The sequence below is a fragment of the Cyclobacterium sp. 1_MG-2023 genome, from assembly GCF_030546805.1.
Taxonomy (GTDB): Bacteria; Bacteroidota; Bacteroidia; order Cytophagales; family Cyclobacteriaceae; genus Cyclobacterium.
Genome location: NZ_JAUOPC010000013.1, coordinates 84444 through 108793 on the forward strand (window position 1 = coordinate 84444; position 24350 = coordinate 108793).

21 protein-coding genes are annotated in these 24350 nt (G+C 38.4%); 10 read left to right on the plus strand and 11 right to left on the minus strand.

What is annotated here, in order from left to right:
• Nucleotide 1: 1 nt before the first annotated feature.
• The 5 genes from Q4534_RS19025 to Q4534_RS19045 all read right to left on the minus strand — a co-directional run bounded on the left by Q4534_RS19025 (nt 2) and on the right by Q4534_RS19045 (nt 6339).
• Nucleotides 2-463: a polymer-forming cytoskeletal protein gene (locus Q4534_RS19025; RefSeq protein WP_303614741.1), complete on the minus strand. Its 462-nt coding sequence runs from the start codon at nt 461-463 to the stop codon at nt 2-4.
• A 134-nt stretch (nt 464-597) separates the two neighbouring features.
• Nucleotides 598-2136 (minus strand): YifB family Mg chelatase-like AAA ATPase, encoded by a 1539-nt coding sequence (locus Q4534_RS19030; RefSeq protein ID WP_303614742.1) that lies wholly within the window; start codon nt 2134-2136, stop codon nt 598-600.
• Nucleotides 2137-2186: 50 nt separating this feature from the next.
• Nucleotides 2187-2540 (minus strand): hypothetical protein, encoded by a 354-nt coding sequence (locus tag Q4534_RS19035; protein WP_303614743.1) that lies wholly within the window; start codon nt 2538-2540, stop codon nt 2187-2189.
• Between the two features lie 34 nt (nt 2541-2574).
• Entirely contained in the window at nt 2575-4407 is a 1833-nt protein-coding gene (locus tag Q4534_RS19040) for an ABC transporter ATP-binding protein (protein ID WP_303614744.1), read from the minus strand.
• 261 nt (nt 4408-4668) lie between these two features.
• Nucleotides 4669-6339, minus strand: a complete 1671-nt coding sequence (locus tag Q4534_RS19045) for a hypothetical protein (RefSeq protein ID WP_303614745.1) — start codon at nt 6337-6339, stop codon at nt 4669-4671.
• 212 nt (nt 6340-6551) lie between these two features.
• Between Q4534_RS19045 and Q4534_RS19050 the strand changes: the two genes are divergently transcribed.
• From Q4534_RS19050 to Q4534_RS19090, 9 genes are all read left to right on the plus strand, one after another.
• A complete protein-coding gene (locus Q4534_RS19050) occupies nt 6552-6797 on the plus strand; it encodes a type B 50S ribosomal protein L31 (RefSeq protein WP_014018871.1) in 246 nt (81 codons plus the stop codon).
• Nucleotides 6798-6869: 72 nt separating this feature from the next.
• Complete coding sequence (locus tag Q4534_RS19055) at nt 6870-8075, plus strand: putative sugar nucleotidyl transferase (protein WP_303614746.1); 1206 nt, start codon at nt 6870-6872, stop codon at nt 8073-8075.
• Between the two features lie 11 nt (nt 8076-8086).
• Nucleotides 8087-9208 carry a hypothetical protein gene (locus tag Q4534_RS19060; RefSeq protein ID WP_303614747.1) on the plus strand — a complete coding sequence of 374 codons (1122 nt, stop codon included), beginning with the start codon at nt 8087-8089 and terminating at the stop codon, nt 9206-9208.
• Nucleotides 9209-9264: 56 nt separating this feature from the next.
• Entirely contained in the window at nt 9265-9693 is a 429-nt protein-coding gene (locus Q4534_RS19065; RefSeq protein WP_303614748.1) for a RimK/LysX family protein, read from the plus strand.
• On the plus strand, nt 9690-10598 hold the full coding sequence (rimK, locus tag Q4534_RS19070) for a 30S ribosomal protein S6--L-glutamate ligase (RefSeq protein WP_303614749.1): 909 nt from the start codon (nt 9690-9692) through the stop codon (nt 10596-10598). Before Q4534_RS19065 ends, rimK begins: the two co-directional genes overlap by 4 nt.
• Nucleotides 10598-11536, plus strand: a complete 939-nt coding sequence (gene hemC / locus Q4534_RS19075) for a hydroxymethylbilane synthase (protein ID WP_303614750.1) — start codon at nt 10598-10600, stop codon at nt 11534-11536. The genes rimK and hemC overlap by 1 nt, the downstream gene beginning before the upstream one ends.
• Complete coding sequence (locus tag Q4534_RS19080; protein WP_303614751.1) at nt 11529-12380, plus strand: peptidylprolyl isomerase; 852 nt, start codon at nt 11529-11531, stop codon at nt 12378-12380. The genes hemC and Q4534_RS19080 overlap by 8 nt, the downstream gene beginning before the upstream one ends.
• Complete coding sequence (locus Q4534_RS19085; protein WP_303614752.1) at nt 12355-13302, plus strand: SDR family oxidoreductase; 948 nt, start codon at nt 12355-12357, stop codon at nt 13300-13302. The genes Q4534_RS19080 and Q4534_RS19085 overlap by 26 nt, the downstream gene beginning before the upstream one ends.
• A gap of 41 nt (nt 13303-13343) precedes the next feature.
• Complete coding sequence (locus Q4534_RS19090) at nt 13344-14735, plus strand: sodium-dependent transporter (RefSeq protein WP_303614753.1); 1392 nt, start codon at nt 13344-13346, stop codon at nt 14733-14735.
• 182 nt (nt 14736-14917) lie between these two features.
• Here Q4534_RS19090 and Q4534_RS19095 read toward each other — a convergent pair whose 3' ends face one another.
• Nucleotides 14918-15478 carry a polymer-forming cytoskeletal protein gene (locus Q4534_RS19095; protein WP_303614754.1) on the minus strand — a complete coding sequence of 187 codons (561 nt, stop codon included), beginning with the start codon at nt 15476-15478 and terminating at the stop codon, nt 14918-14920.
• 4 nt (nt 15479-15482) lie between these two features.
• On the minus strand, nt 15483-16526 hold the full coding sequence (locus Q4534_RS19100) for a ParM/StbA family protein (protein ID WP_262485333.1): 1044 nt from the start codon (nt 16524-16526) through the stop codon (nt 15483-15485).
• Between the two features lie 333 nt (nt 16527-16859).
• Here Q4534_RS19100 and Q4534_RS19105 point away from each other — a divergent pair, with 333 nt between their 5' ends.
• Nucleotides 16860-17453 (plus strand): porin family protein, encoded by a 594-nt coding sequence (locus tag Q4534_RS19105; protein ID WP_303614755.1) that lies wholly within the window; start codon nt 16860-16862, stop codon nt 17451-17453.
• Nucleotides 17454-17466: 13 nt separating this feature from the next.
• On the opposite strand, the gene Q4534_RS19110 is transcribed toward Q4534_RS19105, so the two are convergent.
• From Q4534_RS19110 to Q4534_RS19125, 4 genes are all read right to left on the minus strand, one after another.
• Nucleotides 17467-18015 carry an AraC family transcriptional regulator gene (locus Q4534_RS19110; RefSeq protein WP_303614756.1) on the minus strand — a complete coding sequence of 183 codons (549 nt, stop codon included), beginning with the start codon at nt 18013-18015 and terminating at the stop codon, nt 17467-17469.
• 246 nt (nt 18016-18261) lie between these two features.
• The gene (locus Q4534_RS19115) at nt 18262-18840 is read right to left on the minus strand and encodes a hypothetical protein (protein WP_303614757.1); all 579 of its coding nucleotides are present in this window, start codon (nt 18838-18840) and stop codon (nt 18262-18264) included.
• Nucleotides 18841-19382: 542 nt separating this feature from the next.
• Entirely contained in the window at nt 19383-20576 is a 1194-nt protein-coding gene (locus Q4534_RS19120) for a hypothetical protein (protein WP_303614758.1), read from the minus strand.
• A 171-nt stretch (nt 20577-20747) separates the two neighbouring features.
• Nucleotides 20748-23849 (minus strand): efflux RND transporter permease subunit, encoded by a 3102-nt coding sequence (locus Q4534_RS19125; protein WP_303614759.1) that lies wholly within the window; start codon nt 23847-23849, stop codon nt 20748-20750.
• Between the last annotated feature and the right edge of the window lie 501 nt (nt 23850-24350).

Sequence of the window (24350 nt, forward strand, 5' to 3'; positions counted from 1 at the left end):
ACTATTCACCCACCTTAGCCATGGGTTGATCAAATAACCTTTCATTGATCAATGGGTTTGATCTGTGCAAGTCAGTTTGTTTTTCCTTCTCTTGGCTCAGATAAGTTTTGTATTTGGCAACCATCACTTCCATATCGGCTCCGGATTCTATTTCTATTTTTTCAGAATAAACCTTACCTCTCATTTTAGCTTCAGAGGTAAACCTGGCCAAACCTTCAACAAAGACATCTCCCAGCACCTTACCCATTACACATATTTCAGATGCTTTAATATCCCCCTCCACATTTCCTGAGATCCCAATGATGACTTTTTTGGGGGTAGAGACATCTCCACAAACATCCCCTTCAATCCTTATATCACTAACTGCTTCAATATCTCCCTTGATTGTTAACCCAGGGGCAAATACCGAAGTTGAATTGGCCATCTCCATCTCTGCTTGAATTTTAGTTTCTTTAGTCCACATAAAATCAACTCAATTAATTCTTGATACTATTCAAAACCATCTGTATAAATAAATATCTCACAGATGGTCAGGCAAATATAAGCAAAACATATTTGACTTTGACGGGCAAAAGCAACTTGGCTTTTCCCCAAGTGTCATCCCGCCCATCCATCTCTGTCGAGACTCCTGTACTGAATGGCCTCTGCCAAGTGTTCCGCTTTAATATCTTCCGACCCTGAAAGATCTGCAATAGTCCTAGAAACCTTCAGAATTCGATCGTATGCACGGGCAGAAAGCCCCAGCCGATCCATGGCCGTTTTCAACAAAGTTTTACCGGCCTGATTAATCTTTACCACCTCTTTTACCATGTGAGATGGCATCATTGCATTGCAATGTACTTCAGGGGTCTTATCAAACCTTGTTTGTTGAAAAGCTCTTGCGACCGACACCCGCTCTCTTATCGATTTACTGGATTCAGACTTTCTATCGGAAGTCATTTCCTCAAAGTTTATCGGCGTCACTTCCACATGAAGATCTATCCTATCCAATAAAGGACCACTCACTTTATTGAGGTATTTTTGAACTACCCCCGGACCACAAACACACTCTTTGTCAGGATGATTATAAAACCCACATGGACATGGATTCATACTTGCGATTAACATAAAATTCGCAGGAAAATCTACTGTAACTCTTGCTCTGGAAATGGTTACCCTACGTTCTTCAAGCGGTTGTCGCATCACTTCTAAAACAGTTCTTTTAAATTCAGGCAACTCATCTAAAAACAATACACCATTATGGGACAGGGATATTTCTCCGGGCTGAGGGTTTCCTCCACCACCAACCAAAGCCACATCACTTATGGTATGATGTGGAGAGCGAAAAGGTCTTTGAGCGATCAATGAAGAACTGGCTCCCAACTTACCTGCTACCGAATGGATTTTGGTCGTTTCCAATGCTTCCTGTAAACTCATTGGAGGCAATATGGAAGGCAACCTCTTGGCAAGCATGGTTTTGCCGGCACCTGGAGGGCCTATCATGATTACATTGTGTCCGCCTGCTGCGGCTATTTCCATCGCCCGCTTGATATTTTCCTGCCCTTGAACATCAGCAAAATCAAAATCATTTTCTTCTATAGAATCATAAAAGAGGTTTCTGGTATCGGTGACTAGAGGAGTTATTGTTTCTTTCCCTTCCAAAAAATGAATGGCCTCTTGAAGGGTTTCTACCGGAATTACATCAAGATTATTTACAATAGAGGCTTCCTGTGCATTTTCTTTGGGAAGGATAAAGCCTTTATACCCTCTTTTCCTTGCCTCTATTGCTATGGGCAGCACACCTTTAATTCTTCTAAGCTTCCCATCAAGAGCCAGCTCCCCCATTATCACGTACTCTTCCAATTCGGGAAAGAACACTTGCTCAGAGGCCTGCATTATACCTATGGCAATAGGAAGATCATAAGATGAACCTTCCTTTTTGATATCTGCAGGAGCCAAATTGATGACAACTTTTTGCCTAGGCATCCTGTAGCCATAGTATTTGAGAGCTGACTCAACACGCTGTTGGCTCTCTTTTACGGCACTATCCGGGAGACCTACCATAAAAAAACTGGTCCCCTGACCTACATTTACTTCAATGGTGATCAACTTGGCATCTACTCCTGAGACTGCACTACCAAAAGTTTTTGCTACCATCCTTATTTTTTAAACTGTGTGATTGTCCATATCAAGCTCCCATGCAATTTCTATTTGAAATTCTCTCTTGGTTTGATAACGGATGATTCTGCTTCATCCTTGGTTATTTCCACATTCTTTTCGACTGGATTAACTTTCCCTCCCCTTTCAAGGTCAAAGACCAATGCTTTCAGATCCTTTTTCTCTAACTCTATCTTTTTGATACGGCTGTTGAGGCTACTTACATACCCCCAACTTGTTCCCCAAGTGATCAGATAAATCACCAATCCAGCCAACAACCAAGAAACAACTTCTCCTGTCATTGGCGTTCCTCCCCACATTTTCTCATAGGTGAGAAAATAAACCAATCCTATTCCGAAAAATAAAGCTGTTAATAACTGAAATATACCGTTGACTTTTTTCATAATGCTTTTTATATGGGTTTGTTTACACAATATACTAAACAGACTGCATTTGGGAAAGTTTATTATACAATCCTCCTTTTTGAATCAACTCATCATGAGTCCCTCTTTCCACTATACGTCCCCCTTCAATCACCAGAATTTCATCTGCATGTTGAATGGTACTCAGGCGATGTGCTATCACTAAGGAAGTGCGGTTTTTCATTAAATTAGACAGGGCCTCCTGGACCAATTTTTCAGATGCGGAATCAAGAGCTGATGTGGCCTCATCTAAAATTAAAATTTCCGGGTTTTTTAATACAGCCCTCGCAATACTAATGCGTTGCCTTTGTCCGCCGGATAATTTACCCCCTCGTTCACCGATATTGGTTTCATAGCCTTGGTCAAGCTCCATAATAAAATCATGCGCGTTGGCAATTTTAGCAGCTTCCTGAACTTTCTCCAAAGAAACCCCCTCCATACCGAAGGCAATATTATTGAAAACCGTATCATTGAAAAGAATTGACTCTTGGGTAACAATTCCCATCAAACTTCTGAGATCTGCTATGCTGCAATTTTTAAGATCTATGCCATCAATGGTTATCTCCCCTTGACTTGGATCATAAAACCTAGGCAATAAATCTGCCAATGTTGACTTTCCTCCACCTGATGGCCCTACCAATGCAATGGTACGACCTTTTTTTAACTCGAAATTAATATCATTCAACACGGCATTTTCGTGATAGGCAAAGCCTACATTTTTAAAAACCACGGATTGTGTAAATCCTTTCAAAGCTTGAGGGGAAGTCACATCTTCAATCATTGGTTTGGTATCTACCACTGCAAAAATCCTTCTGGCTGAGGCCAGCCCTCTTTGTATGCTACTGAGCGCTCTTGAAATCTCTTTGGCAGGATTTAGTACCTGTGTAAACAATATGATATAAGCAATAAACTCACTGGCACTTAATGATGAGGTATTATTCAATACCAAATTGCCTCCGTATAATAAAATCCCAGCGACAACCGAAACTCCTAAAAATTGGCTAACGGGTGATGCAAGCTCATTCTTCCTAGCCATGGAAACATTCACCTCAGCATAATAGTCTGTTTCATCCTCAAATTTATTTTGAACAAAACTCCTGGCTCCAAAGGCCTTGACAACCCGCATGCCACCAATTGTTTCATCCAATATATTCACAATTCTTCCCAAAGACTCTTGACTTTGCTCCGCTTTCTTTTTTAGTTTTTTGGTAATATATCCAATGATGGCTCCCGACACCGGAATGAGCAATATCGTGAACAAAGTCAACTGATAAGACATAAAAAACAAAACTGCAAAATAAAGGATAACTGTAACAGGCTCTTTAAAAATCACCCTCAGAGATTGAACAATACTATTCTCAACCTCCTGAATATCATTGGTCATTTTACTGATCAAATCCCCCTTTCTTTCATCAGAAAAATAACCCAAATGCATATTACTCACTGCTGTAAAAATATGGACTCGCATTCCTTGTATAATATCAGCACGTACTTTTGCCAAAACCACCCCTGATAAATATGCAAATAAATTGCTTAAAAACACCGATATCACAATGATGATACAGACATATACCAAAGTCCCAAACCGCCCATAAATATTGGCCACTTGTAGAAAATAGTAGTTAAATAAATGCATGAAATAGTTTACACTCAAAGAGAAGTCAGGCTTGTTGGCATACACCTGTAACTCCTCTTTCCCCACTTGTTCAAATATCACATCAAAAAGTGGCTTTAGAAGGGTGAAATTTAGCAATCCAAAAATGATGGCCAATAACGCGTAAGCAATATACACAGGCAAATACCTTTGGTAAGGGCGCGCATAGGCCAAGATTCTTAAGTAAGTCTTCATATGGTATTTTTAATACAAATTGTAATCAACGGTGAATAGGATTGAGGGAATTCCAATATCCAGTTATCCTTAGATAATTTCAGTTCCTAAAGAAAATAAGCAAAACTATTTTGGTACGTTAAATTAATTTCAAAATTAATATGCACGGGCATTTTGGAAACTTTAAACATAGCCCGGCTAATTTAAAGTTTCCGAAATGCCACAATAATGGCGCAATTTACCAATTTTTAGATGGAAGGGTTGCTAATTAATAACAGCCAATTAAAATTGTTGGTCAAATCTTGAAATATTTAAACGCAACGCCAATTGACCGTAGGAAGTTTTGGAATTCATCTCTCCATCGGCATTTACTTGTCTCATTGTTTGAGATAAATCGATGAATAAGTTATGTCGCAACATGTATTGTAAATGTAAGGTTGCCATACCGACCTTGTTTTTTTGACCTTGCCCAATATAGTTACCATATAAACTTGTACTGGATTGGCTTCTATTTTTCAGGATGTCTCCTCCAAAATTATCCTCCTCCGTAGGGTCTGCACCATACATTTGGTACATCATTGTTCCTCGAAGCGTCAATTTTGGCAAAGGTTGGTAAGCAATCACTGCCAAGAGTTCTCTGAAGTTGGCTCCTCTTGGGTGGGTAAGCGGAATTCTGTAATTGGTATAAGACTGATAGTCAAACTTCTCTTGAAAAGTAAAGGGTCTGGCCTGATTGTATTCCAACTGAAAGTCAAGGTTATTGATACCGGCTATATCAATGTATTTATAACCTAACTGGACACCATGTTTGTTTCTACTGGAACCACTTTCGGTGATATGAAAAAACTCATCGAAGACAAATTCGTCAAGAACAAACTGCCCATAAAGTTGCATTCCTTTACCTAAATTCCATTTCATATCTGTTCCGAGCATAACCTTATCCGGAGTGCCTAATTGGTGCTCTACCCACCGATAAAAAATCAAGGGATTGAAATAATTCCAGTTTGCTTTATCCGCCATCACTGATTCAAATACGCCTAGGTTGAATCTTTTCCCTAAATTAATCCCTAACCTGTGGAAAGAAAACCACTTTTGCGGATACCGCCCATCTGTGGGCACTCCCCTTGAAGTAATAATATCGGCCGTCATTTGTCCCCATAAATTGGTAAAATCGACCTTACCTATCTTTGTGTTTACCTTCACAAACACAAAGGGATTCGAAAAATCTGACAATACAAAAGACCTAAGGCCCTCTCCTATAAAATGGCTATCATGCCCCATTTGAATGTTTACATGTTTTGTTGCCGAAAAGGTAATATGGCCACGCGCGGAGAAGAAATTATAGCCTCCGTCACCATACCTTTTCCAAAAACCTTGCCCCGGAATGGCCCCATGACTTCCCACATAATCGTTTACCCAAGAAGGGAACACCAAATCAGTAGTAGCCAGCATGGTGTAAAAACCGATTTTGTTATCAATACTTCCATGTAAGGCTAACCCTCTGGTATTCCGAAAAGGCGTCTGATCATTATCGAGTTCAGCCCCCCCTTGTAAATACAAGACAGGATTTAAGTGTACATCAAAATCTTTATTCTTGTAACCGTAGAAATCTGAAGGCCTTTGATAAATGTATTTCCCTATGGAATGCTTAGAAAGCGCGATAGAATCAGTGGCATACTCCCAGTTATCTTGCAATAAATAATTGAGGTTAAACTCATCCTTGCTACTCAGGTAACCGGCCGTTTGTTTGTATTTCTCGAGATACTGCACCACCTCATCTCTTCTGTAAGGTTTGCTACCTGTATGAAAAGAATCATTGAAAGCTCCATTTTTTATTTCGTACCTTTCCAAAAGAGAATAGTAATCCCTATTGAACGGCAAATACGGACTTTGTGCTAAAACTTCTGAGACAAAGGAGCCTGTACACATTAAAAAGAGGAAAAAGTACTTCATAAAAACTTAATTTTACACTGAATTAACAGTATTGTGGATAAAAAATCACATTTTAGATTTTACTGAAAACTAGCCTATTGACTGAAATGGCCATTTATGATATAAAATTAGCGAAGTATTTTATATTTGAAAGGGAATGTTTTGGAGAAAATTATAAAAAGGGGTAAATTTGTGCCTCAATTTGAAGAAGAAAAAAAATAATAGTTTATACAATGAAAAAAGAAATCCATCCAAATTACAGAGAAGTAGTTTTCTTAGACACTTCTAGTGATTATAAGTTCATCACCAAGTCTACCATTGAAACAAATGATACCATTACTTGGGAAAATGGCGAGGATTACCCATTGGTAAAGGTAGAGGTTAGCTCTGCATCTCACCCTTTCTATACTGGTAAGAAAATGCTTTTGGATACTGCTGGTAGAGTAGAGAAATTTAATAGGAGATATAAGAAAAAGTAAGTTTTTCATATTATTCTTTGAGATAAAGTCTACCGGAAGTATAATTCTGGTAGACTTTTTTATTTTTGTAATATGGACCATATCGTTTTATTTGATGACCCCAAGAGTAGAGGCAACCTTTTGCCATTTACATTTACCCGCCCTATTGCCGAAATAAGGATAGGCATTTTTAAAATCAGTGAAAAGTGGCAAAACTCGCTTCACGCCAAAGACCTGGGCTTTTTGACCCAAAATTACTTACAAGGAAAATACCCTCCCTTAAGCCATAAGGCCCTCTATATTAATGGCGCATTATGTCCCGATGAGGACCTTCTAAACGCCATTCATTCGCTCAATGAAAACGAAGCCCTTTGGCACCATGACACTTTATTGGCTGCATTTTTTACCAAACCTGAAGACTTTCATAACGACCATTTACCGACAAAAAAAAGGGTTGATTTTGAGAGTGACATCAGATTACTTAGCAGAAATTGGCAGATTTTCCTATGGAATGGAGATGAAATTAAAAAAGATTTCACCCTTATAAGCAAACGTAGGGTTTCTTGGGGAACAGACGATCCCCACACACACATGTACAATGAACCCAATATCTTTATCGAAAAGGGAGCCAAAGTGCGTGGGGCAATTTTAAATGCTACAAATGGGCCCATTTATATTGGTAAAAATACTGAAGTATCTGAAGGTTCCATGATAAGGGGGCCATTTGCCTTATGTGAGGGAGCTATTCTTAGTATGGGATCAAAAATCCGTGAAAACACCACCGTAGGTCCTAATTGTAAAGTCGGTGGTGAAGTTTCCAATACCGTTTTTTTTGGCCATAGCAACAAATCCCACGATGGTTATATTGGAAATAGCGTGGTGGGGGAATGGTGCAACTTCGGTGCTAACACTGTGGTCTCCAATATGAAGAACAATCTAATGCCCGTCAAGGTTTGGGATTATACCAAAGGGGGGTATGGCGATACCGGCTTACAGTTTTGTGGATCAATGGTGGCTGACCACACCAAGCTTGGCATAGGGACTACACTCAATACCGGTACAGTAATAGGCGTTGGATCAAACGTATTTGGGGAAGGATTTCCCAGGAAATTTGTTTCCTCCTTTGCCTGGGGTGGCGGCTCAGCAGGTTTTAGTACTTTTAAGCTTATGAAATTTGAAGAAACTGCTCAAAAAGTTATGGAATTAAAGGGCAAAGAGTTTGATGAAAATGAAAGAGCTATATTGCAAAAAGTGTTTGAGATAACCAGGCCTTACCGTATTTGGGACAAAGAATTTTAAATAAAAAAAACATGCTTTTTTCATCAATTCCAGGGCTTGAAGAAACAAAAGTCAAGCTTATCAATGCAATTAAAAATGATCACTTGGCCCATGCATTATTATTCCATGGAAAAGAAGGGAGCCCTAGTATGCCATTGGTTTTGGCAATGGCTACCTATATAAATTGTGCCAATCCAGGGCCTGACGATGCCTGTGGAAAATGTCCTTCTTGTGCTAAAATGGGGAGATTGGTGCATCCTGACTTGAATTTCGCCATGCCTCTCCCTGCAGCTAAGAAAAAGGATGAGGAAGAAACCACCGACCTTCTTTCTTCCTGGAGGGATTTTGTATTGAAAAATCCTTATGGCAACCTTCAGGACTGGAATTACCATTTGGCAATCAACAAACCACTAAGTATCACAAAAGGAGCTGCCAAGCAGATCGTCAAAACACTCTCTTTAAAATCTTTTGAAGGCGGGTATAAAATGATGCTTATTTGGGCACCGGAAACCATGCACGTAGCTGCAGCCAATGCGCTCCTAAAGGTTTTAGAAGAGCCTCCGGCAAAAACACTTTTCCTTATGATCACCCAGCAGCCTGAAAGTTTGTTGACTACCATTCTTTCGAGAACACAAAAGGTACATGTGAGGAATTTTACAGACAATGAAATCCAAGACTACCTCGTTGAGAGTGGCTTGGCCACAGCCGTAGCTGCCCAGCAAATTGCTCCTCTTGCAGATGGAAACTTGAGAGAAGCCATGCTGCTATCCCAAAACACTGAAGACAAAAACACCATGATTTTCAGAGACTGGCTAAGGGACTGCTATTCCGTTAAAATTCAGGAACTTGTTAATTTTTCAGAACAAATCACAAGGTTCTCAAAAGAAGGACAAAGATCTTTATTATTAACCGGAATAAACGTAATCAGAGAGTCTTTATTAAACAAAGCCCAGTTGGCTGAATTGATGCGAACAACTGATGAGGATAGAGAATTTATAATCAAATTCAGCAATTCCGTGTTAAACGAGGAAAAATTAACCAAAATATACACAGCCTTAAATGAGGCTCATTACCACATTGAAAGGAATGTGAACCCTAAAATTTTATTTTTGGATTTAGGGTTTAACTTGGCACGTATAATCAAAGCTGCCTGATGCAATAATTGCGCATCCAGCATGACTATTGTTCAAGTAAAGCTTAACTTTGAGTCATGGAAAAAACAATTATCGGAAGGAAAGAAAAAATTGACCTCCCTGAATGGAATATTACAGCAATCAATGCAAAAATTGATACCGGGGCCTACAATTGTTCTATTCATGTCACCTCTGTGAAGGAGGTACTTAAAGATAATAGGAAAGAACTAGAGGTAATTCTTTTGGATCCTGAAGACGAAAGATTTACCGGAAAAACAATTAACATAATCAACTACAAAATAAAAAAGGTGAAAAACTCCTTTGGCCAAATTGAAAAGCGTTTTTTAATCAAAACCATGATGACACTTGGAGGGCAACAGTTCAAGGCAGGTTTTACGCTTTCTGATAGGGGCAAAATGAAAAACAACGTATTATTAGGACGCAAAATACTGGCAGGCAGATTTTTGGTAGATGTTGAAAAGGTAAATCTTACAAAAGCAGAATGAAAATAGCGGTATTATCTCGAAATCCACAACTGTACTCCACCAGAAGGCTCGTACAAGCCATACAGGAGGCCAACCATGAAGCCTTGGTCATTGATCATTCTGCTTGTGACTTGGTAATTGAACAAAAAGGTCCACACATTATCTATAAAGGAGAAAAGCTCACCGGAATTGATGCGATTATCCCAAGAATTGGAGCCTCGGTGACTTTTTATGGGACTGCCGTAGTCAGACAGTTTGAACTGATGGGAGTTTTTTCTGTGGTAGCTTCTCAGGCAATTGTACGCAGTAGAGATAAATTAAGGTCTTTGCAGATTCTTTCACGAGAAGGTTTAGGCATGCCGAAAACGGCATTCACTAATTTTTCAAAAGGTGGAGAAAAGCAAATTGTGGAAATGGTTGGCGGTGCCCCATTAATCATTAAGTTACTGGAAGGCACTCAAGGTTTAGGCGTAGTTTTAGCAGAGACAAGAAAAGCCGGACAATCTGTAATTGAGGCATTTCACGGGCTGAAAGCACGAATAATCGTACAAGAATTTATAAAAGAGGCCAAAGGGGCAGATATTCGGGCATTTGTTGTGAACAACAAAGTGGTTGGCGCAATGAAAAGGCAAGGTGCAGAGGGAGAGTTTCGCTCTAACCTGCATCGAGGAGGAAAAGCTGAAGTGATCAAACTATCACGGGCAGAAAAATCCGCTGCATTAAATGCGGCAAAGGCCTTGGGGCTTTCGGTTGCCGGAGTAGATCTATTACAATCAGACAGGGGACCTTTGATATTAGAGGTTAATAGCTCACCCGGCCTGGAAGGTATAGAAAAGGCCACCGGTTTGGACATCGCCGGAAATATCGTCTCATTTATAGAAAGTGCTGTTCAAAAAAAACAAGTAAGAAGGAAATCGGATTCGTAATGAAATCAATAAGAATAGGAACTAGAGGAAGTAAATTGGCTTTATACCAAGCCAACTATGTAGCAGATTTATTGAACAAGAGTGGCTTGAGTACCACCATCGTAACAATAGAAACCAAAGGGGACAAGGTATTGGATGTTTCCATATCAAAAATTGGCAGCAAAGGCGTGTTTACCGAAGAACTGGAAGCCAAATTGGCGGCAGGAGAAATTGATATCGCCGTGCACAGTGCCAAAGATCTACCTTCACGTCTACCGGAAGGGTTCGAAACAATTGCCTTTACTGAAAGAGAAAAAGTAAATGACATCATTATCAGCCACAAAGGGGATTTCCCTGACCTAAATGACAGGAGTAAGCCTTTAGTATTGGGGACCTCAGCAACCAGGAGGGTGGCAACATTAAAATATTTTTACCCACATATTAAAACCGTCGATGTAAGAGGCAACCTACAAACAAGGGTAAGCAAAATGGAAGGAGGGCTTTGTGATGGTTTGCTTTTGGCCTATGCAGGAGTTCACCGAATGGGTTACGACAAACTGATCAAAAAAGAATTACCCCTAACAGAATTTATCCCTGCAGTAGGTCAAGGTAGTATAGGAGTGGAAATCCATAAAGGCATGGACCATGAGCTAAAAACCCTTATAAAATCTGCTATTAACCATCCCGAATCCGCGGCATGTTTAGAAGCGGAAAGAAGTTTTTTAAGCGTCTTAGAAGGGGGTTGTAGTATTCCGGCCTTTGCCCTTGCCCACTGGGAAGGGGATCAATTAATACTTGAAGGGGGACTCATGCAAATTGACGGTAAAGAAAGACTCTTTGCCTCTCATAGTGGAACCGGAGAGGAAGCTGGTTTATTAGGCAAAAAGCTTGCTGAAGATATTAAATCTCAAGGAGGAGACCTACTATTAAAAGAAATTAAGCAAAGACTAAATGGCTAAGATTTCATTATTAAGAAGAATTGCAGGAATTTTGATAACCCTATCAATAGCTTCCTGTGCTAGTGAGAAAGACTATCTCATTACGATCGATACAGAATATGGTAAAATGTACGCCATACTTTACGATGAAACACCGGCTCATAAGGAGAATTTTATTTCCCTAGCAGAAGCAGGAAGGTATGATTCCACCACCTTCTACAGAATTATTGAAGACTTTATGATTCAAGGTGGGGATGTTTTCAACAAAGAAAACTTGGAGCAGGAAGACTGGTACACGCTGCCTGCAGAATTTAATAAAAACTTGATTCATGAAAAGGGAAGCATAGCTGCCGCTCGGCAAGGAAACCAAATCAACCCCGAAATGAGGTCCAGTGGTTGCCAGTTTTATATAGTAGAAGGGAAGGTTTATGAGGAACCTGAATTAACAACAGATTTAAGAAAACTTCAGCAAGCCTTCGCTAAATATCTTCAACTGGAAACCAATTTAGAACTGAGAGAAAAATACGCAGATCTATACCAAAAAGGAGAATACGACAGTATAAATTCATTAATGCTTTCCAATAAAGTAGTGTTGGAAAAATTTTTTAACTTAAATTTGGGATTGGACAAAAGAAAAAATCAAGTACAGGCCTATACTACAGTTGGAGGCACACCACATCTGGACGACACCTATACTGTATTTGGTAAGGTTATTAAAGGTATTGATGTTCTGGATGAAATTGCTTCTTTGGAAACAGGGAGTAATGATTTACCAATTACACCAGTTTACATGAAAGTAAATGTCGAACTCATTTCAAAAAAGAAAATAGCAAAAGAATATGGATATCAATATCCTCAAGAGTAAAAAACCGAAAATACTGATTACCGGAGCGAACGGCTTATTAGGGCAGAAAATCATAAAAGAGATACTTATTGAAGGAAAATATGAAGCCATAGCCACCGGCAGAGGGAGCTGTCGCCTACCCACAGAGTGGGGAGGTTACGTTTACGAGGAGATGGACATCACCAAAACCTCAGAGGTAATGGCGACTTTCAAAGCATATGCTCCTCAATACGTTATTCATGCCGCTTCAATGACAGACGTGGACAGATGTGAAGTAAACCGACATTCCTGTTTTGAACAAAATGTAACAGCTACATTGAACATTATGAAAGGATGTGAATTGGCCCAATCTCACCTCATATTCATTTCTACCGATTTTATTTTTGATGGAAAGAACGGCCCGTATGATGAGCTGGCAAAACCCAACCCACTAAACTATTACGGCAAAACTAAAATCGAAACAGAAATTGAAGTTCAAAAATACAAACACAACTGGACAATAGTCAGAACCAATTTAGTCTACGGGATTGCACACGACATGTCACGATCCAATATTGTTTTGTGGGTAAAGAAAGGTTTGGAACAAAACAAGGAACTTAGCTTAGTAGATGATCAATTTAGGTCGCCCACCTTGGCAGAGGACCTGGCTATGGGTTGTCTGCTTATCGTAGAAAAGGATGCAACCGGAATTTTCAATATTTCCGGTGATGAGCTACTTACTCCCTACGATATGGCCATGCTCACAGTCAAATTTTTTGAATTAGATCCAAAAGGAGTTAAGAAAACCGACTCCAGTGTTTTTTCTCAGGTAGCCAGCAGGCCTTTGAAGACAGGTCTTGATATTTCAAAGGCCAAAAATATTCTGGATTTCAAACCTAAAACTTTTGAAGAAGGGATTGAAATTATGGCAAAACAAATTAAATTAGCTAATTATAAAATATAACGATTTTTTTATTTTGAAATCTAATCAACTCACCCAACAATATGCAAAAATCTAGTAAAACACCCTCTCGCGGACAATGGGGTTCTTCATTTGGTTTTATCATGGCTGCAGGTGGATCAGCAGTTGGACTAGGTAACATTTGGAGATTCCCTTACATCACGGGTCAAAATGGAGGGGGCGCGTTCGTCTTTGTCTATTTAATATGTGTTCTTTTGGTAGGATTACCTTTGCTTCTCAATGAGGTAGCACTGGGAAGAATTTCCGGAAAAAACCCCGTAGGTGCAATCAAGGAAACCGGAGGAAGTAAATTTTGGCAGTCGTCCGGTGTACTATGTGTGGTTGTTTGCTTTGCTGTGCTGAGTTATTATTCAGTAATCGCAGGCTGGACCATAGGTTACATCTTTACGGAGCTTATCAACATACCTATCGATTTTGAGGTTTTTATACAAACCCCTCATTACGTTATCCCCCTTTGCATGTTGTTTATTCTCATGACCATTCTTGTGGTTTTGGGTGGCATTTCAGGAGGTATTGAAAAAGCTGCAAAGTTTTTGATGCCTCTTTTATTTATCATTATCATTCTCATCGCAGCAAGGGCTGTAACTTTGCCCGGTGCCGCCAAGGGAATTGAATATTACTTATCTCCTGATTTCAGTAAAATCAACGGTAAGGTAATATTATCAGCACTTGGTCAGGCATTTTTCAGTTTGTCCGTAGGCTGGGGACTAATGATTACATTCGGCTCATACCTGCCTAAAGATAACAATATCATCAAATCCTCTGCTTGGATTGCCGGTATGGACAGTACCGTAGCCCTTATGGGTGGCCTAATGATATTCCCTGCCCTCTTTGCTTTATTACCTGGTGTTAGCCCTGATGAAGGCCCTGCTCTAGTCTTCAACGTGCTTCCAAGGGTTTTTGACCAAATTGAACCATTTGGAAATATCATTGGCGGAATGTTTTTCTTGCTTTTATTAGTGGCAGCATTGACTTCAAGTATATCCATGTTGGAGGTACCGGTAGCTTATTTTATTGATGAAAGGAAATGGTCACGTAAAAGAGCCGCTTGGACATTAGGAATTGCAGCCATGTTTTTAAGTATCCCTTCCTCTTTATCTGCAGTAAAAGGTAACTTTTTTAATGTCATGCACTTTAGTTTCTTTGGTAGAGACATTGTGGGCTTTTTTGACCTTATGGATTTCTTCTTTGGAACATTGGCTATTGTCATCATTTGCTTAATGCTAAGCCTCTACACCGGTTGGATTAAAAATATTAAAGCATTTGCTGCAGAACTTACTTTGGGCACAACTTCTTTTGATGGACTCCCCAAAAAGGCATGGATGTTTTTTATCAGGTGGGTATGTCCAATCGTGATCATATTGGTTATACTCAATATGGTAGGAGTCTTTGGAGAACCTGGAAGTGGCGGATAACTAAATGCAGCCTTAAGCAGCTGAACCCAAGAATTCAAAGGTCGGTTACAGCTCAATAACAAATGGTAATAATTAAGCTGTTATCAGTTTACTTAAGCTATAAATGATCTTTGTAAAGTATTGAATAAACAAAAAAGGCAACCGTATTGGTTGCCTTTTTTTGTTATGTATCTATAAGCTACCTACCATGTTCTTGGCAGGTCTTTATTACTATCTTCTATTCCTGAGGAAGAGGTATCTGTATAAGACCTTACCTGTGGTTTTGCTATTGGCTTCACAGGAACTTCTTTTTTCTTTTCAGCCTTTTCATCCAGCATTGAGTAGAGTTCTTCTCTGCTTACCGAATTAATTTTGCTGGATTTAGAAGCTTCTTCTACCTCTTTAGGGTCAACCACCTGTACACCGCTATTGATCTGGGCACCTTTGTGGATATGAATAGAACTGGTTGTGATATTTCCAGACACTTTGGCATTGGAATAAATGGTTGTATCCCCATTGATGTAAAGGTCTCCTACTACTTCTCCGTTGATACTTATTTCCTCGGCAATAATATCTCCGGTAATGGAAGCTTTTTCTCCAACCACCACTTTTTTATCCGTTCGGATACTACCTACGAGTATACCATCTGCTCTGATGTCGCTTTTCGAAATAATATCACCTGTAAGTTCAAATCCCATTGAAAGGACAGTTACTTTACCTACATTGGCTTCTTTATTTTGTTGCTTGTTGGATCCAAATTTCATATTATCATTCTCCTTTTTCTTGTTTAAAAGTAGTTAATATCGTGGAACTATTACCTAAATCAAGACCTACTGCTTTATCTTTGGCACCGGCATTAATGGCCAAGCTATTGAAACAATAACCTATAGAGGCCATTTGCTCAGGGGACTCAGGGACATGTACATTTAACAAACCATCAAACTCAGCCTTAAATAAATCGACGAGTTCACTATAATTGGCTCCACCCCCGGCCAAATAGATATCTGCCGATTTTGCGAAATCACTATCAGAAAAGGCCTTTCTAAGGGATGGGGAAATTACATCGTTATAGTACTGCTCTATTACTTGTTTCCTTAGTTCTTTTAAGTCTAAACGTTTTCTATTTAGAATTATTGAACCTTCACTAAAATATTGATCTATTTGATGCTCTGTTTTTAAATCTAAATAATTGTCTTTTTGAAGTTCGCGGGTAATAAGGTTGATAGCATACCTTAAGCCAAAAGTAGAAACACTTGACCTTTGAACCAATCCTCCTTCAGTACTCAGAATTGCCTCCATGGTACCATAGCCTAAACTGATCATGAAAAAGTTTTTGGGTGCATCACTGTAAAGTTGCCTAACAGCCATACTACATCCAACAACCTCAGGAATAACAGCCACCCTATCAACTTCAACAGCCATTTTTTTCTTTCCGCCACCACCGAAAGTCTGCGTATCGTATTCTATTATATGCTCATTTTCTAACAATCTGTAGGCATTTTCTTTAAACACTTGAAATGTAGAAAAAGGAAAACCTGTTGTAACAGTGATAGGGCTACCCAGTTTTTGAGAGGCCAATAATAAACCTGCTTTTAAAAAGATCCTATAATCATTTTCATCAGGCGAACTGTTAATATTTCTATGAGGAGATGTTCCTTCGGATAAAGCCAAATCCCCAACCAAATAACCTATATTATCGTGATATATTTTAAGCCCTGAAACTAAATCTCTCGCTACATTTCTGAGTTCAAGATTACTACTTTCCAATACACTTGGGTACTTTATTACTTCTATCATGGAAATTATTTTTATCCTTTTTTAAAACAGTTATCCTTATTTTTTCAATTAAAACAAACTCAATACTCAAAGGCTATACCAAATATCCAATTAAAAATCACGTTAAAACTCCAAGTGTTTTATTTAGATAAAAGGATACATTTATCAAACCTTGTCTTTAAAGACAAATTAAAGGAACCTTGGCGAAATAACAAGCTAGTTCTTGAAGTTTATGTCCATTTTTTTGTAAAAGGTTGAAAAAAGAAGATTTTCTCACAAAGTTAATTTTTTTTATCAGGGTACAAGCATAGTTTTACGTATACCGTCTGAATTTCATTAGATTTGTTATTCAACCAAATCATAGACCATATGAGACGGATGTCAATAATTTTCTTCTTGACCCAAATTCTAACCATATTTACACTTTCAGCTCAGGAGTTTTCCATAGGCCCCAAAATTGGTATTTCCCAAGGCAATATTTCAGTCAATGGAAGTACGTTCAGTTCAAGTAACGAAAAATTGGGCTACCATGCAGGGTTATTTGCACGACTTGGCGGAAATCATATTTTTATCCAACCTGAAGTGCTCTATACCAATACAGGAGGAGAATTTAAAAGCACTCAAGGCAACAGCACGGTAAGTTACACGGCTCAATTCGACAAAATCGATGTACCGATTATGGCAGGATTTAAAATCGCCAATTTCTTTAGGCTGCAAGCAGGCCCTACCCTTGCATTTATTCTTGATAGTGACCTGAGCTCCACTGCCACTACAACAGCAGCCCCTGATTACAACAAAGCCACCATTGCCTATCAGGCAGGCTTGGGACTTGACCTTGCCAATCTAATCATAGATTTTAAATATGAAGGAGCTCTAGGTAGATTGGGAGAATCCTATGTTGGTTTCCCGACCGATCAGCGGCAAAACCAACTGATGCTTTCCCTTGGCATACGCTTGTTCTAAAAAACTACCGGCTTTATTGCTGTCCCAAACTATCTAAGGATTTACGGTCTTTTTTTGAGAACTTCTTGTATTCACTTGGGGTTTGCCCGGTTACTTTCTTGAATTGAGCGGAAAAATATTGAACGCTGCCATAACCCAGTTTCCAAGCTATCTGGCTTATATTATACAACTCTAAGCTAAGCCACTCTTTTGCTTTCTCAATCTTTAACTCAATAAAATATTGCTCTATTGTTTTACCCTGAGAATTACTAAACAATTGACTTAGACGACTATAGTCAACATTAGTCTTCTCAGAAAGTAAAACGGAAATAGGAACATGCAATTCCAAAGATTCATTCTCAAAAAGCTGAATCAAAGTATATTTAACTGTCTCCACCCATACCAATTCCCTGCTTTTCGCTATAGAGAAGCCCAGTTCCAAAAGCTTTTTTTCGAATTGCTTGATCCGACTTGGTGGAAATTCCCGTGCAAACTCTACTGCACCTAGTCTAACCTGACGATAAGAAATTCCCATTTCATTTAGCACTGCCTCCACAGCCATGATACACCTGGGACAAACCATATTTGTAATCGGAATTGTAACCATTCTCTTACAACAATTCTTCGCCTTAATAAATTTCAAAAATATTAAATGTCCTAGAATTCTTTCACCAAGTGTTTAAAGCCCATTCTATAAAGGTTTAGTTAACAACAAGCTTAGCTTCCAAACCAAAAAAGACTACTAAGAAATATTAGTAGTCCTAAAACAAAAAAAAAAGAGGCTGATGTGTCAGCCTCTTTTGGATAGTTAGTGGTTAGTAATATTTTATTAATTCGCGAAGATGTATTTACCTACTCCGTTTCCTTCTACGATTTTAATGTCAATGTTTTCCAGAGATTCAAGGTTAGTAAATTTGAATTTCTTTCCGAAAGTTAAGCCGGTGATGGCTTCTTCATGGATCAAACTTCCATTGTCATAAATTTCAAGTGTCTTTTCTTTACCATTCAAGTTGCTCATGGTAAGTGCCAATGTTTTTTCATCAACCTCCATCATTTTAGCATAAAAAGTTTTCTCTTCTATTTGGTCTCCTAAAACAATGTCAAAACCAGACAATTTTCCATCTTTCCCATTAAAAACTTCTAATTGGTAATTTCCAATATCAAGTTTGTTGAGGTTGTAGTTTTTGTAAAAAACTTTTTCAGCTTCGATTACATCCCTGAAGATAATTCTATTCGACTTATCTTTAATAGCAACGGTTACCTTTCCCTCAGGAATTTCCATATATTTCAATTGAAACTTGTTATCCCCTACTTTTTCAAGGGTGACAATTGGATTCTCAACAGGTGCAGTAGCAAACACTGATGACGTAATTGTAAAAGCGAGAATTGTTGCAATAATTAATCTCATGATCGTAAATTTTTAAAGGTATGTTAACTTTAAAAACCTCTGCCAGGAACTTCCTAACATTTCTTTTTTGAGGCTAATTACTTTGGGCAGGTAATTGAGCTAGAAATTGCAATCGATAATCTCCGGAAGGCTATATTTATTTAAACATCAGTTTCGGATACCACTTCAGCCCCTGGCCGGCAGTATTTTGCTTTTTGCATTTAATTGAACTGAGTTAAATTGTTCTCCCCTTCTTTTGATCCCTTTTGTTTTTCCTATGTTTATGACTTACGTAAGTATGACACAAATGTAATTGAGCAATTAATAGATTGCAAATATTTCAATAAAAATATACAATGATTAACTTATGCATAACAAAAACTTAAAATATTATGTATTTATAAATTTTGGAAAATCTAAAAACAAAGCCATACTATGAAGCATCAGGTATGATTTCAACCATATTTTACCCAAAAAGCAAAATTTAATTTTTTTTAATTATTTTTTACACCGATAAAACCGTTTTTAACAGGATTTTCAAAATATGAGGTTATTTTTTACACCTAATATTCAAATTTCAACCGATAAAACACATTATACTCCCGCTCCACCTCAGGATTTATGTTATCATTTACATAAATTTCACCTGATTCTGAGGTATAATCCAACATACCGGGAACAGACAACCCTTCCACCATGCCTATTTGCTTGCCATCCTCAATTACCAGATAAAAAGTCTTCACAAATTTCTTTTTCGCTTCTTGGAACTCCGGCAACTCATCAACCCTCACCGGGGATTTAGCCATTAAACTTTGCAAAATATCTTCGGGAATTCTGGTTTTAAACTCCGCAATAACCCTGTCCCCTACAAACCAAAGTCCTGTAAACCGAGGGTAAGATGATGTATACGCTGCTTCTTCAGCGATTTCAGGAATTATCTGAGGCCTATACTTATGCGTAAGGGTTACCTCATGTAAAAGGACAGGTTCATTTCCGGAAAAATCATAAATAAACAATTGATTACTCACTTTAGGGAGTACGGCCATCAGATGCTTGCTTCTATGATAAGCAATGAATGGGGCTGAATTCCCTACATACTTTCGCTCTTTCCTTGGACCCCATGATTCAGGGTAGGCATTAAACTGCTTAAGAAATTGATCTTTTACCCTATAGGAAAAAATCGTTTTTACGGAATCATAATACATAGGTTGATTTCTGTTCTCTTTGGACAAAGAATTTGGATCAAATAAATTATCCTCAATCCCAAAAAGAATTTCTTCTCCATCTTTTATCAATCCCCTAAAAAAGGATTGATAAAAACTCAACGTCAGTTTAAAAACACCTAAATCAATCGTATCCAACACCTTAATTTTATCGCCTTCAAGATTATAGATGTGGAATTGCTTAAAAAAAGACTGAGACAATCCCACCCACTTATCTACTCCCAAAAAATTATAGCCAAATGCACCATTGAACCCAATTCCATTTGGACTGTCATTTAGTAAATCGTAGGCCTTAATGACTTTACCATTCTTATTCACGAGATATGGATTTCTGCTATTTCTCCCTCTCATTAAAAACGCTCCACCCATTAGCTGTTGATCGTCAATAACTAAGGGTTCTAGAACATCTACTACAACACTATCCACTAAAACAAATGCCATTTTACGCTCCGGGCCTTGCCCTCGATCTTTGTTTTCAGAAGAACAACTAAACAGAATAAATGCAGAAACTAAGCAATGGCGGAATTTTATCATTTTGTGATCGTATGGGTTTAAATTTTTATCAGTATAAATAACCCTGAAATACCCAATGAATTCATTGTTTTCTAATAAGACAAGGCCTACTATATTATATATAACGATAATCAGATAGAGTCATAACAGGAAAAAGTAAATTTCTACCAATTTTGGAACAATCAGGCACCTTTAAATATTTTTCTTCCACAAAAACACAGGCAAGGCCAAGAACACCCCTACCATGCTAAACACCAAGCCTCCAATGGTGCCAATAGCCAACGAAAACCAAAAAATCTCTCCCTGTCCTTCCATTACAAAAGGTATTAATCCAAAACATGTTGAAAGAACTGTCAATAAAATCGGAGTTGCTTTTCCCCCCACGGCTTTCAAAACATTCCGGTTGTAGTTGCCTTTTCTTCGATTATTGAGATCGTTTACTATAAATATGGCTGCATTTACTGCCAAACCTCCTAGCATAACAAAAGCTGCATAGCCTCCTTGATCAAAATAGAAGTCGAACAGGGAAAAAATTAGAAACAGGCCAATAAAAGAAATGGGGATAATAAAAATAATGTACAAAGGCTGTTTAAAGTTCTCAAACAGAATTGAACAAATGAAGAAAATACCCACGATTAACACCAGCAACAAACTGTATTGCCTTTTGGCTTGGTTCCAATTCCAATTATAGGATTGCCTGCTAACCGAATAACCAATAGGCATGGAAGCTTTCATTTCTTCAATCACCTCATCCAGGTATTCTCCCCCAAACTTGGCTGAGCCCATATAATCAAATGAAACCAACCTAATGTATTGCCTATCCTCTTTATGTAAGGCATTGGTGGTGCTTTCTTTGGTCAAAGTACCAAAACCCGAAACTTTAAAAATCTTATTATCACTGGATATTAAACTACTCCTTTCAAGATCAAATTTTGAAAATCGATCGGAATTTTTCTCTTTAACAACGACTCCAAATTTATCATTATCAAGTTCCAAGGATAGGGATGGCTGCTCGTGTTGGGACAAATCATTTAGTGCAGTAACAACTTCATATTGGTTGGCACCTGCCATGGCCAGTCTTTGCTGATCAAACCTTAAAACATATTCCTCAGTCTTCTTGTCATAATAATTTCGACGCTCATTGGTATTCACCTCTTGGATCCTGCGGTGTGCCAATAATTTCTCAGCCAAGACTTCCGATTGTTTTTCTAATTCCGCATAATTATAACCCCTCATTTCTGCTCTAAAAGAAGGAATCCCCTCACCTCCCGGTCCTGTCGAAAAACCCTGACCAACGCCATATATCCCCCAACGTACACCACTCCAATCAGTAGACTTCATGGCAAGTTTGCCTTTAAGCCTATAGGGTAAGGCAGAAGCTTCATGCTCCTCTTTAAAGGTAATCTCTATGCGCGCGTTTTGACCAGAACTTACCGTAGTCACAAATTTATCCACACCTTCCACACCTTTCAGAAATACCTCAAACTCCTTTATGATGAAATTCATTTGCTCCAAAGTATTCCCAAATGGTAAGGAGGCATTTACATACAGCCTCGTTCTTTCTGCTTCTCGATAGGATGACTTTTCAAACACTCCGCGAACAAACATCCGAAAAGAGCCTCCTAGAGACTTGTCTATATAAGGCCTGATCTCCTCTTGGTAGAAGCTATTCCCTACAGTCTTGTTGTACCAGTCCTGCCCCTCCCAAGTGGAAGGAAGATAAAACACCGGCAAGCCAAACAACAAAATAAGGAGGACAATAAAGGTTTTTCTAAATCTTGCTGTAAACCCAATCATCTGCTGAAACTTGGAAAAAGCCACTACCCTTTTTCTCAACTGATTAACGGTAAGTCTCTTCGCGGATTTCTGCTTTTCTCCAAAAAGCAAATCGTACATGGCAGGAGTGAAAAGCAAAGCCACTAATAGTGAAACCCCAAGCATGACAGCAACAACCACTGAGAACTCTCCTAAATTTCTCCTATCGTCTTCAGGTAATAAAAAGACCATCAATAAGGCCACAATTGTGGTCAATGATGCAGCCAGCAAGGCTAAAAACACTTTTCTGTTTTTGTGCTTGTGCAAATGATCAATCATAATGATTGCGTTGTCCACAATCAGACCAAAAGAAATCGTTAAGCCTGCCAATGAATACATGTGAATATTTACTTTTAACAAGTAAAGAATAATCACAGTTAAACTAACATTTACAATTATACCTAAAAACAGAGTAATCAGGTACTTAACATTCCTATTGATTAAGAAAATAAAAATCACCAAAATCAAAATGGACAAACCTGACCGCTTATAGATCTTATTGAGCTCCTTATCTAAAAAGGAAGTGTCATCAAACTCTAGTCTTACATCAAAGCCTTCAGGAAGGTTTATTTTAGAAGCAGCCATTATCTCCTTTATCTTTTGTGCCAGTAAGACCTTGTTTACACCGTCCCTATTGGTAATGGTGAGGTTTACAGAGTTATTGCCATTGATCCTGTAAAAGCTCCGAGGTGCTGACTCTTCTAGAGTTAAAGTTGCCACATCCTTCAAGTAAACGGCTTTTCCTTCTACCCTCCCCAATAAAAGGTTTTCCAATGCACTTTTATCTTTAATGGATCGATCAATTTCCATAAACATGGACTCCCCTAAAACATTCATGGCCAAGCCGGGATAATTCCGCCCAAAGGCATTTCTAATCCTATTCTCTAAAGTAGCCCTTGAAAATTTTAAGGCCTGCAATTTTTGAATGTCATATACCACATAAAGGTACAGGTCATTTGCTCCTCTAATCTCTATGGTTTCAATCTCCTCAACTTCATTAAGCGCTGTTACCAACACATCTTCTGCTATTTTTTTTATTTCAAAAGAAGCGAAAGGGCCATTGATACTATAGGTTAACACCGGCTTTTTCTCTTGAATACTTCTCTGAGAAGATTGGGTTACATTTGGGTAGCTGACCTTGCTGTCAAGTAAGGGGGAAACTTGCCGGATTAAAGCTGCCACCTCAAACTTCTTATACTCCATATCTGTACGCTTGTCAAAACGTAACTGAATATTACCATTATTATAATTGGATGTGGATGTAGTTTTTTTAAGTTCAGAAAGCTGGGTAAATGCCCCTTCCAAAGGAGAAGTCGCTAGTTTTTCAACCATTTCCGGAGAAGCATTGCTAACAGTAAAGCTAATATTCAATACAGGCTCTTTTTCCGGAGGATTTAGGTCTACAGATAATTTAGGGATTAAGGCAATCCCAATTATAGAGGCCACAAAAAAGATGATTACTAATCGAAAAGGTGTCATTTATCTCCTTTATGTAAAGTTCCTAACCTAATATTTGATATGTGCCATTTGTTCCTAATTGTTCCAATTCAATTTTATAGAAATATAGCATAAAAGTGCCTTCCCCCCTTCTATTTCATGTTATTGAATATTCCTATCGGTAAAAAGATGCCCAGCCATATCTTTAAATCGACCTTCAACAGGTGCTTCCCAGCTCTACTTAAGCAGCCTGAATAGTTTTCATTCCAACAAAGTCTTTAAAGCTTATTCTATTAAAACTAAAGAAATAATTTCAGAATCAAAAATATTAGCTCATTAATAAAACTAAAAGCGATAATTGGGAAGCATTCAAGATCTAAGGTTTAACCGGCTGCCACCCTTTCCCTACTAAAAAATATGATTTAACCCGAAATCGGTATGAGGTTAAAAATTAAAAAATCCGCACGCATTGATCACCCACACTAAAAAAAAAGGCAATTATTCATAGTGAACAATTGCCTTTTAAACCACAATATTAATTTT